Source organism: Roseospira goensis (assembly GCF_014197795.1).
GTDB lineage: Bacteria > Pseudomonadota > Alphaproteobacteria > Rhodospirillales > Rhodospirillaceae > Rhodospira > Rhodospira goensis.
The window spans coordinates 35811-46077 of the sequence record NZ_JACIGI010000028.1 but is presented as its reverse complement, the minus strand read 5'-3'; the positions used below and the strand labels follow the sequence as shown (position 1 = coordinate 46077).

At 73.8% G+C, this 10267-nt stretch carries 7 protein-coding genes and 1 pseudogene; 7 read left to right on the top strand and 1 reads right to left on the bottom strand.

The genetic code is table 11. From position 1 onward, the window contains the following. Nucleotides 1-378 (bottom strand): annotated as a pseudogene (locus GGD88_RS14295) (ISAs1 family transposase); the annotation flags it as partial. 233 nt (nucleotides 379-611) lie between these two features. Here GGD88_RS14295 and GGD88_RS14290 point away from each other — a divergent pair. Genes GGD88_RS14290 through GGD88_RS14260 form a run of 7 tightly spaced genes read left to right on the top strand, consistent with a single transcriptional unit; the run spans nucleotide 612 to nucleotide 10243 of the window. Then, nucleotides 612-1868 carry a glycosyltransferase family protein gene (locus GGD88_RS14290; RefSeq protein WP_184436605.1) on the top strand — a complete coding sequence of 419 codons (1257 nt, stop codon included), beginning with the start codon at nucleotides 612-614 and terminating at the stop codon, nucleotides 1866-1868. A gap of 6 nt (nucleotides 1869-1874) precedes the next feature. Then, on the top strand, nucleotides 1875-3116 hold the full coding sequence (locus tag GGD88_RS14285) for a glycosyltransferase family 4 protein (RefSeq protein ID WP_343056377.1): 1242 nt from the start codon (nucleotides 1875-1877) through the stop codon (nucleotides 3114-3116). Then, nucleotides 3113-4267 (top strand): glycosyltransferase, encoded by a 1155-nt coding sequence (locus tag GGD88_RS14280; RefSeq protein WP_221237159.1) that lies wholly within the window; start codon nucleotides 3113-3115, stop codon nucleotides 4265-4267. Before GGD88_RS14285 ends, GGD88_RS14280 begins: the two co-directional genes overlap by 4 nt. Continuing rightward, entirely contained in the window at nucleotides 4264-5448 is a 1185-nt protein-coding gene (locus GGD88_RS19185) for a glycosyltransferase family protein (RefSeq protein ID WP_184436603.1), read from the top strand. The genes GGD88_RS14280 and GGD88_RS19185 overlap by 4 nt, the downstream gene beginning before the upstream one ends. Nucleotides 5449-5484: 36 nt before the next feature. Further along, complete coding sequence (locus GGD88_RS14270) at nucleotides 5485-6294, top strand: polysaccharide deacetylase family protein (RefSeq protein ID WP_184436601.1); 810 nt, start codon at nucleotides 5485-5487, stop codon at nucleotides 6292-6294. Then, nucleotides 6291-8237: a dipeptide ABC transporter ATP-binding protein gene (locus GGD88_RS14265; protein WP_343056376.1), complete on the top strand. Its 1947-nt coding sequence runs from the start codon at nucleotides 6291-6293 to the stop codon at nucleotides 8235-8237. Before GGD88_RS14270 ends, GGD88_RS14265 begins: the two co-directional genes overlap by 4 nt. Further along, nucleotides 8234-10243 (top strand): ABC transporter substrate-binding protein, encoded by a 2010-nt coding sequence (locus GGD88_RS14260; RefSeq protein WP_221237158.1) that lies wholly within the window; start codon nucleotides 8234-8236, stop codon nucleotides 10241-10243. The genes GGD88_RS14265 and GGD88_RS14260 overlap by 4 nt, the downstream gene beginning before the upstream one ends. Nucleotides 10244-10267 lie beyond the last annotated feature (24 nt).

Here is a 10267-nt window from a genome sequence, read left to right as displayed (position 1 = left end):
GGAGACCATATGGACCGCCGCCTTGCCCTTGGACCGGGCGTGGCTGCGCCGCCCGGTCTTGCCGTCGATGGCGATTACCTCAGGTGGCGCGTCCGCCAAAGCCGCAACCCAATCCACAAAGCACCGCTGGAAGCGGTCAGTGTCGAGGGTGGCGAAGATGTCGCCAAGGTGGTCATGCGATGGTGTTCCGTCCCGAAACGGGAGAAACCTCCGCAGGAAATCCAGCTTCTTTTTGCCGAAGCGAGCGATATCCGTGAACCCTTCCGCCCCAGCCAAAACCGCCATAAGGCTCAGAAGCAGCACTTCGTTCAGCGGGTAGGTCACCTTCCCCGCCTGCCGAGGATCCGGCAGATCCCGGAAATGCTCAAGAAAAACAACGCTCTCCGTGATCGCTCCATCCACGTCCGTCATCGGACCCTCCACCAAGTAGGTGGACACGGATAGATTCAGACTTTCGCCGCGCTGTCACCCCCCACGTTTACCCGATTGCCCTGACGGCGAGGCCCACCGCGGTTGATGGGCCGGCGGCTTTCGCCTACGGTGTGCCGTGCCTGGGCCTGCGGCGCGCCGCGCGGCGTGGGAGGGGGAAGCGGGCGCGCGAAGAGGTGCCCATGCGGGTCCTGATCTACAGCCACGACAGTTTCGGCCTGGGGCACCTGCGGCGCTGCCGCCGCATCGCCCATGCCCTGGTCGGCGCCCGCAAGGACCTGACCGCGCTCATCATCTCCGGCTCGCCGATCATCGGCAGCTTCGACTTCCGGGCCCGCGTCGATTTCGTGCGCGTGCCCGGGGTGGTCAAGCTGCGCAACGGCAACTACACCCCCCTCAACCTGCTGATCGACATCGAACAGACGCTGGAGCTGCGGGCCTCCATCATCCAGCACACCGCCATGGCCTTCGCCCCGGACGTGTTCATCGTCGACAAGGAGCCGCTGGGCCTGGGCGGCGAGGTCGAGCGCGCCCTGCGCCGGCTCAAACGGCGCGGCACCCGCCTGATCCTGGGCCTGCGCGAGGTCATGGACAGTCCGGAGCGGCTGCGCGCCGAATGGGCACGCAAGCGGGTGATGCCGGCGCTGGAGAGCCTGTACGACGAGATCTGGATCTACGGACCGGACGGTTTCCACGACCCGCTGGAGGGCCTGGACGTACCGGCCGCGGTGCGGGAGAAGCTTGTGTTCACGGGCTTCCAGCGCACCCATGCGCCGTCCGAGCGGGTGGGGCCGAGCGAGCCGCCGACCGCCGAGCCCTATGTGCTCATCACGCCGGGCGGCGGCGGCGACGGCGCCGACCTGATCGACTGGGTGCTGTCCGCCTACGAGGCCGATCCCGCCATCCCGTTGGCGCCGGTGTTCCTGCTTGGCCCCTTCATGGCCGCCGAGGACCGCGAGGGCTTCGGCGCCCGCGTGCAGGCCCTCGGACGCGGTGTCACGCTGGAGTTTGAGGCCGCGCCCGAATACCTGATTGCCGGCGCCCGCGCCGTGGTCTGCATGGGCGGCTACAACACCTTCTGCGAGGTGCTGTCGTTCGACAAGCCGGCGCTGATGGTCCCGCGCACCGAACCGCGCGAGGAGCAGCGCGTGCGCGCCGAACGCGCCGCCGCCCTGGGTCTGGCCGATCTGCGGGTCCCGGAGGACGACCGCGGCCCGGAGACCATGGCGCGCGCGCTGCGCGGCCTGGCCTGGCGGCGCCCGCCGTCGGCCGTGCTGCCCGACGGCTGGCTGGATGGCCTGGACATCCTGTGTCGCCGGGTCGCCGGCGAGCCGGACGGCGACATGGCCGCCGCCGACCTGACGACCCCGGTCGCGGATCAGCCGGTTTCGGAAGCGCTGGCGGCGAGCCCGGCCGTGGTGGGACGGGGAGGCCCGTAGAGTCCCGTGGCGACTCCCCTGACGCGCACCCTGGCGGTGGTCCTGAAGGGCTATCCCCGCCTGTCCGAAACCTTCGTCGCCCAGGAGTTCCTGGGCCTGGAGCGGCGCGGCCTGACCCTGCGCCTCTATTCCCTGCGTCGGCCCTATGATCCGACCACGCATCCCGTGCACCAGGAAATCGCCGCGCCGGTGACCTATCTGCCGGAGTACCTGCACCAGGAGCCGGGGCGGGTGCTGCGCGCCTGGTGGCGGGTGCGGCGTCGGCCCGGGTATGGTGCGGTGTGGCGGACATGGCTGCGCGACCTGCGCCGCGATCCGACCCGCAACCGCGTGCGCCGCTGGGGTCAGGCCCTGGTTCTGGCGGCGGAGATGGCTCCGGACGTGGACTGGGTCTATGTCCACTTCCTGCACACCCCCGGGTCGGTCGGGCGGTACGCGGCCCGGCTGCTGCGGTTGCCGCTGTCGATCTCCGCCCACGCCCGCGACATCTGGACCATCCCCGACTGGGAGAAGGCAGAGAAACTGGCCGACGCCCGCTGGGTCGCGACCTGCACCGCCAGCGGCGCCGCCCACCTGGACGGCCTGGCGCCGGGCAAGGTCACGCTGCTGTACCACGGCCTCGACCTCGACCGGTTCCCCTCACCCGCTCCGTTGCCCACGAGCGACCGCGACGGCACCGACCCATCCGCGCCGGTCCGGCTGCTGGCGGTCGGGCGGGCGGTGCCCAAGAAGGGCTTCGACCTGCTGCTGCGGGCGCTGGCGGCCCTGCCGGGCGGGGTGCACTGGCACCTCACCCATATCGGCGGCGGCAAGGAGACCCGGACGCTGAAAGCCCTGGCCGCCGACCTGGGCCTGGCCGACCGCGTGGACTGGCGCGGCGCCCGCGACCAGGGCGAGGTTCTGGCGGCCTACCGCATGGCCGACCTGTTCGTGCTGCCCTGTCGCATCGACGCCGACGGCGACCGCGACGGCCTGCCCAATGTGCTGATGGAGGCGCAGAGTCAGGGTCTGGCCTGCCTGTCCACCCGGCTGTCGGGCATCCCCGAGTTGATCGTGGACGGCGAGACCGGCGTGCTGGTGGAGCCGGCGGATGTGCCCGCGCTGACCGCCGCCCTGGCCCGCCTGATCGCCGACCCGACCGCGCGCGCCCGCCTGGGCGCGGCCGGACACGATCGGGTGCGGGCCGCGTTCGACCACCGCACCGGGCTGGACCGGCTGGCGGCGCTGTTCCGGGAGCCGGCGGCGTGACGGCCTCCGATCGTCGTCCCCGCATCGCGGTCTATGCGCCCATGAAGGCGCCCGATCATCCGGTGCCGTCGGGGGACCGCCAGATCGCGCGCGGGTTCGTCGCGGCGCTGGACCGCGCCGGGTTCGCGCCGGCCTTGGCATGCCGCTTCCGGGCCTGGGAGGGGCGCGGCGATGCCGGGCGACAGGCGCGGCTGGCGCGCGCCGGCCTGTGGCTGGCGGACCGGCTGGCGCGGCACTGGGCGGTCCGCCCCTCGGAGGAGCGGCCGCGCCTGTGGTTCACCTATCACCTGTACCACAAGGCGCCGGATTGGCTCGGGCCGGCGGTCAGTGCGCGGCTGGGGATCCCCTACGTCGTGGCCGAGGCCAGCCGCGCCCTCAAGCAGCAGCACGGCCCCTGGGCGCGCGGATTCGCGGCGGCGGAGGCGGCGCTGGCGCAGGCGGCGGCGGTGGTCGCCATGACCGCCCGGGGGGCGCACGGGCTGGCGCCGGTGGTCGGTGACCGGCTGGTGCGGCTGGCACCGTTCCTGGCCGACCCGGCCCTGACCGACCCGGCACCGGTCGACCGCGCCGCCGCCCGCGCGGCCCTGGCGGCCGCCCACGGGCTCGACCCGGCGCGGCGCTGGCTGGTGACCGTCGCCATGATGCGCCCGGGCGACAAGCTGGCCTCCTATCGCCTGCTGGCCGACGCCGTGCGGCGGCTGGACGGGGCGCCCGCCTGGTCGCTGCTGGTGGCCGGCGACGGTCCCGCGCGGGCCGACGTCGCGGCCGCCTTCGCCGGCCTGCCCGTAACGTGGCTGGGGGCGCTGGACCCCGAGGCGCTGCGGACCCTGTACGGCGCCGGCGACCTGTTCGTCTGGCCCGGCCTGCGCGAGGGCTACGGGATGGCCTATATCGAGGCCCAGGCCCACGGCCTGCCGGTGGTGGCCTGCGACAGCGGCGGCGTCGCGGACGTGGTGCGCGACGGCGACGGCGGCCGGCTGGTCCCGCCGCACGACCCCGCGGCGCTGGCGGCGGCGGCCGCCGCGCTGCTCGGCGACGACGCCGCACGCGCCGACCAGGGCGCCCGCGCCCGCCGCAAGGCCCGCGCCGAGCACGGCCTGGACCGCGCCGCCGCGACCCTGCGCGCCACCTTGGAGCCGCTGTTGCCATGAGCGCCCCCCTGCCCCCGCCCCCGGACGGCCCGATCCTGGTCTACGTCCAGCATGTCCTGGGGGTCGGTCACCTGAACCGCGCCGCCGCCCTGGCGCGCGGGCTGGCCGAGTCGGGCCGGCCGGTGGTGCTGGTGACCGGCGGGCGCCCGGCCCCACACCTGCTGGCCCCCGATCCCGAGCGGCCGGTGCGGGTGGCGCAACTCCCCCCGCTGGCCGCAGCGGATCTGGCGTTCTCGGGCCTGGTGGACGAGACCGGCGCGCCCGTCACCGACGCGCTGTGGCGGGCCCGGCGCGACCGCCTGCGGGCGCTGGTGGAGGATCTCCGCCCGGCCGTGCTGGTGGTGGAGATGTACCCCTTCGGGCGCCGTCCCTTCGGTCCCGAAATCGACGCCCTGATCGGGCAGGTCCGCGCGCGGCGGCCGGAGGCGCGGGTGGCCTGCTCGGTGCGCGACATCCTGGTGCGCAAGCGCGACCCGTCCAAGGCCCGGCGCATGCTGGAGGCCGCCAACCGCCTGTTCGACCTGATCCTGGTGCACGGCGACCCGCGCGTGTTGCCGTTCTCCGCCACCTTTCCCCTGGCCGATGCGTTGCGGCCGCCCGTCGTCCACACCGGGTTCGTGGTCGAGGACCGCACCGGCACCGCCCCCCCGCCGGATGACGCCGGCCTGGACGAGGTGCTGGTCTCCGCCGGCGGCGGCGCCATGGGCCGAGCGCTGATGGACGCCGCGGCCCAGGCCCGCCCGCTGTGCCGCATCGGCGCGGCCCCACCGTGGCGCGTGCTGGTGGGCCGCAATCTGGGCGCCGGCGCCGTCGACGCGGTGCGGGCCGTGGCCGCCCCGGGGGTGACGGTGGACTGGGTGCGGCCCGATTTCCGCGCCCTGCTCGCGCGGGCGCGCCTGTCGGTGTCCCAGGCCGGTTACAACACCGTGGTCGAGACCCTGGCCGCGCGCTGCCCGGCGGTGCTGGTGCCGTGGGGCGACGGCGACGAATCCGAGCAGCGCGACCGCGCCGCCGTCCTGGACCGCCTGGGGCTGGCCCGCGCCCTGGACCCGGCGGACCTGTCGCCCGCCCGGCTGGCGGGCGCCGTCGACGACGCCCTGGCGACACTGCCGCGCCGCACCGATGTCACGGGAATCGCTCTCGACGGCATCGCCCGCACACGGGAAGCTCTGCTAGGCTAGACCCTGGAGCCGTTCCAACCGCCCGGGATCCCGCGCATGACCGCCCCGCCCTGGACCTTGCTCGACGATGAACTGGCCGCCTGGACGGACGCCGGCCGCAGGCCGGTCCTGTGGTGGCGTGACGACGACGCCGTGACGGTGACCGACGCGCTGGACCGCCTGTCCGGCCTGTCGGTCGCCCATGGCGCCCCGGTGACGCTGGCGGTGATCCCGGCCGAGGTCGAGCCGGCGCTGGCCCCGTACGTGGCGGCGCGGCCGACCCTATCGGTGGCGCCGCACGGCCTGACCCACGCCAACCACGCCGGCCCGGACGACGGCGGCGCCAGCGAGTTTCCGGCCTCGCGCCCGCTCGACCGGCGGGTGGCGGACGCCGCCGAGGGCTGGCAGCGGGTGACCGACGTGTTCGGGGACGTGGTGCCGCTGCCGCTGCTGGTGGCGCCCTTCAACAAGGTGGGACAGGACCTGGCGGACGCCCTGCCCGCCGCCGGGCTGTCGGCGCTGTCGGTGCACGGCCCGCGCGCGGCGTGGCGCAACGGGGCGGCCGACCCGCCGGTGGCGGTGGTCAACACCCACGTGGATCTGCTGCGCTGGCGGCCCGAGGCCGCGTTCATCGGCGCCGACAAGGCCGTGCGCCGGCTGGTGGCGGCGCTGCGCGCGCGCCGCCTGGGCCGGGACGACGACGGCACGGCCCAGGAGCCGGACGAACCGGTCGGCCTGCTGACCCATCACCGCGTCCACGGCGATGACCTCTGGCGCTTCCTGGACGACCTCCTGGCGCACCTGCAGCCGCCGGCCGTGCGCTGGGCGGCGGCGCGCCACCTGATCGCGGAGGGGACGCCATCGTGACCCCGGCCGACACCGCCCGTCCCCGCCCGGCGCCAGCGCCCCCCGCCGGCCCGGGCGCCGCGCCGGACGATGCCCTGCTGCGGGTGCGGGACCTGACCATCGACTTTCGCCTGGCCACCGGCTCCCTGCGGGCGGTGGACGGGGTCGGCTTCACCCTGCGGCGCGGCGGCTGCCTCGCGCTGGTGGGCGAATCGGGCTCCGGCAAGTCCACCATCGCCCAGTGCATCCAGGGCATCCTGCCGCACACCGCCACGGTCGCCGGCGGCACCGTGACACTGGCCGCCGGCCGGCGCGGCGAACCGCCGGTCGAGATCACCGCCCTGAAACGCGACGGCAAGGCCATGCTGGACCTGCGCGGCGACCGGGTGGCGACCATCTTTCAGGAGCCGATGACCGCGCTGTCGCCGCTGCACACCATCGGCGATCAGGTGGGCGAGGTGCTGTGCCTGCACAAGGGGCTGTCCCGGCGCCAGGCCGACGCCGCGGTGGCGGACATCCTGGCCCAGGCCCGCTTCCCGGAGCCGCGCCGGGCGGTGACGATGTATCCCTTCGAGCTGTCGGGCGGGTTGCGACAGCGGGCCATGATCGCCATGGCCCTGGCCGGCGAGCCGGACGTGCTGATCGCCGACGAGCCGACCACGGCGCTCGACGTCACCACGCAGGCCGAGATCCTGGCACTGCTGGACACGCTGCGCCGGGAGCTGTCCATGTCGGTGCTGCTCATCACCCACGACCTGGGGGTGGTCGCGCACATGGCCGAGCACATGGTGGTGCTGCACCGCGGCCGGGTGCTGGAGGCGGGGCCGGTGGACCCGCTGTTCCAGGCCCCCGGGCATCCCTACCTCAAGGCACTGATGGGCGCGGTCCCGCGCCTGCGCGGCGAGACGCGGACCCGCCTGACGCCCCTGCGCGAGATAGTGGTGAACACCGAGCGGCTGTACGCGGCCAAGCGCCGGCGCGGCACCGCGCCGGCGGAGGCCCAGGCCGACGACCACATCATGCTGCGCCTGGCGGACGTGGAGAAACGCTATCCCCTGCGCCACGGCGGCCTGTTCCGGCGCCAGGGCGGCGACGTGCACGCGGTGCGCGGAGTCAACCTGGAGCTCCGCGCCGGCACCTGCCTCGGGCTGGTCGGCGAAAGCGGCTGCGGCAAGACGACGCTGATGCGGCTCGTGACCGGGGTCCTGCGGCCCTCGGCCGGCCGGGTGCTGTTCGACGCCGGGGACGGCCCCGCCGACGTCACCGCCATGGACCGGCGCCGCCTGACGCGCTATCGGCGCGAGGCCCAGTACATCTTCCAGGATCCCTTCAGCAGCCTGAACCCGCGCATGACGGTGCGCGAGATCCTGACCGAGCCGCTGCTCATCCACGACGTCGGCGCGCCGCGCGAGCGCGTCGACATGGCCGCCGAGCTGCTGCGGCTGGTGGGCCTGGACGCGCGCATGATGGGCCGCTACCCGCACAGCTTCTCCGGCGGCCAGCGCCAGCGCCTGTGCATCGCCCGCGCGCTCGCTCTCAACCCGCGCCTGCTGCTGTGCGACGAACCGGTCTCGGCGCTCGACGTCTCGGTGCAGGCCCAGATCCTGAACCTGCTGGCCGACCTGCGGGGCGCGCTCGGCCTTACGATGCTGTTCGTCTCCCACAACCTCGCGGTGGTGCGGCACGTGGCCGACACCATCGTCGTCATGTGTGCCGGCCGGCTGGTGGAGGCAGCCCCGGCCGAGCGCCTCGTGACGGAGGCGCGCCATCCCTATACGCAGGCGTTGCTGAGCGCGGTGCCGGAACCGGACCCCCACCTGCGGGTGCGGCCGGAGGACCTGGGCGCGACGCGGGCGTCGGACCCCGACGCCTGGCCGGCGCCCTACCGGCCGGGGCCGGACGGCGCCACCCGCTGGGACGACCTTGGCGGCGGCCATCTGGTGGCGGTGGGAGACAGCGCATGAGGGACTCGACAGACGCCGGCTATCGCGCTCCGGTCCGTGCCCGTGTCCTGGTGGCGGTTCTGGCTCTGGCGACGATGCTGGCGACGATGCTGGCGGTGATGGTGATGGCCCCAGCCACCGCCCGCGCCCAGCCGGTCGAGCCGCCGGTGCTGGCCGACGCGGTCGCCGCCGGCACCCTGCCCCCGATGGCCGTGCGCCTGCCGGAGGCGCCGCGGGTGGTGGATCTGGCGGCCCAGGGCAAGCGGGTGGGCCAGCCCGGCGGGCGCCTGCGCACCCTGATGGGGCGCGAGAAGGACATCCGCCTGATCACCGTCTACGGCTACGCGCGGCTCGTCGGCTACACCCCGGACTTCACCCTGCGGCCCGACATCCTGCGCGACATCACGGTCGAGGACGGCCGCATCTTCACCCTGCACCTGCGCCCCGGCCACCGATGGTCCGACGGCCACCCCTTCACCACCGAGGACTTCCGGTACTGGTGGGAGGACATGGCCAACGACCCGGTCATCTCCCCCAGCGGGCCGCCGCCGGAGTTGATGCCGCACGGCGCCCCGCCCACCGTCGAGGTGATCGACCCGCTGACCATCCGCTACACCTGGGACCAGCCCAACCCGCTGCTGCTGCCGGCGCTGGCCGGGGCCCGGCCGCTGGAACTGTACCGGCCGGCGCACTACCTGCGCCGGTTCCACGCCCGCTACACCGACCCCGAGACCCTGGACCGGCGGGTGCAGGAGAACGACGCCCGCGACTGGCGCGCCCTGCACTACATCAAGGACCGCTGGTACCGGAACACCAACCCGGAACGGCCGAGCCTCGACCCCTGGGTCAACACCACCGAACCGCCGGCGCAGCGCTATGTGTTCCGCCGCAACCCCTATTTCCACCGCGTCGACCCCACGGGCCAGCAGTTGCCCTATGTCGACGACATCGTCATCGACATCACCGACGGCAAGCTGGTGCCCGCCAAGGCCAGCGCCGGCGAGACCGACCTTCAGTCCCGCTACCTCAGCTTCGACAACTACACCATCCTGAAGTCCGCCGAGGGGCACGCCCCGATCCACGTCAGCCTGTGGCGCGAGGGCCAGGGCTCCAGCGTGGCGCTGTTCCCCAACCTGACATGCAGCGATCCAACGTGGCGCGGCGTGCTGCGCCAGGCCGATTTCCGCCGCGCCCTGTCGCTGGCGATCAACCGACACGAGGTCAACCAGGTGGTGTTCTTCGGTCTCGGGCGCGAGAGCAACAACACCATGCTGCCGGAGAGCCCGCTGTCGTCGCCCTATCTCACCACGCGCTACGCCACCTTCGATCCGGACCGCGCCAACGCCCTGCTGGACGGCCTGGGCTACACCGCGCGCGACCACCGCGGCACCCGCCTGCTGCCGGACGGCCGGCCGATGGAACTGATCGTGGAGGACGACGGTGAGAGCCGCCCACGCCTGGACACCCTGCGCCTGATCCAGGACTACTGGAGGGCGATCGGAGTCCGAATGTACATCCGGTCATTCTCGCGCGAGGTGTTGAAGCGGCGGGTCTATGCGGGCTCCAGCATCATGGTGGCGGCGCCGGGCCTGAACAACGGCCTGGCCACGCCGGAGATGCCGCCCACCGAGCTGGTGCCGGTGGCCCAGGACATGTGGCAATGGGCCAAGTGGGGCCAGTACCACGAGACCCGGGGCGAGGCCGGCGCACCCGTCGACATGGCGGCGGCGCAACGCCTGCTGGACCTGTACGGCGCCTGGATGCGGTCCACCAGCCGCGCAGAACAAGCGGAGATCTGGACCGAGATCCTGACGTTGCACGTGGAGAACCAGTTCACGATCGGCGTGGTCTCGGGCGGCAAGCAACCCGTGGTGCGGGCGACACGGCTGCGCAATCTTCCGGAGACGGCGTTGTACAACTGGGACCCGGGGGCACAGTTCGGCATCCACGGCCTGGACACGGTGTTCCTGGCCGCGCCCGAGACCGTCTCGGACGAGGCGGCCGCGCCGGCCGACGGCGCGGGATAGCCGGGGTGTAGGGGGGAGGACAAC

Excerpts from the sequence above, each read along its gene's own strand:
- GGD88_RS14290 (WP_184436605.1), top strand. The coding sequence starts at position 612 with ATGCGGGTCCTGATCTACAGCCACGACAGTTTCGGCCTGGGGCACCTG.
- GGD88_RS19185 (WP_184436603.1), top strand. The coding sequence starts at position 4,264 with ATGAGCGCCCCCCTGCCCCCGCCCCCGGACGGCCCGATCCTGGTCTAC.
- GGD88_RS14270 (WP_184436601.1), top strand. The coding sequence starts at position 5,485 with ATGACCGCCCCGCCCTGGACCTTGCTCGACGATGAACTGGCCGCCTGG.
- GGD88_RS14260 (WP_221237158.1), top strand. The coding sequence starts at position 8,234 with ATGAGGGACTCGACAGACGCCGGCTATCGCGCTCCGGTCCGTGCCCGT.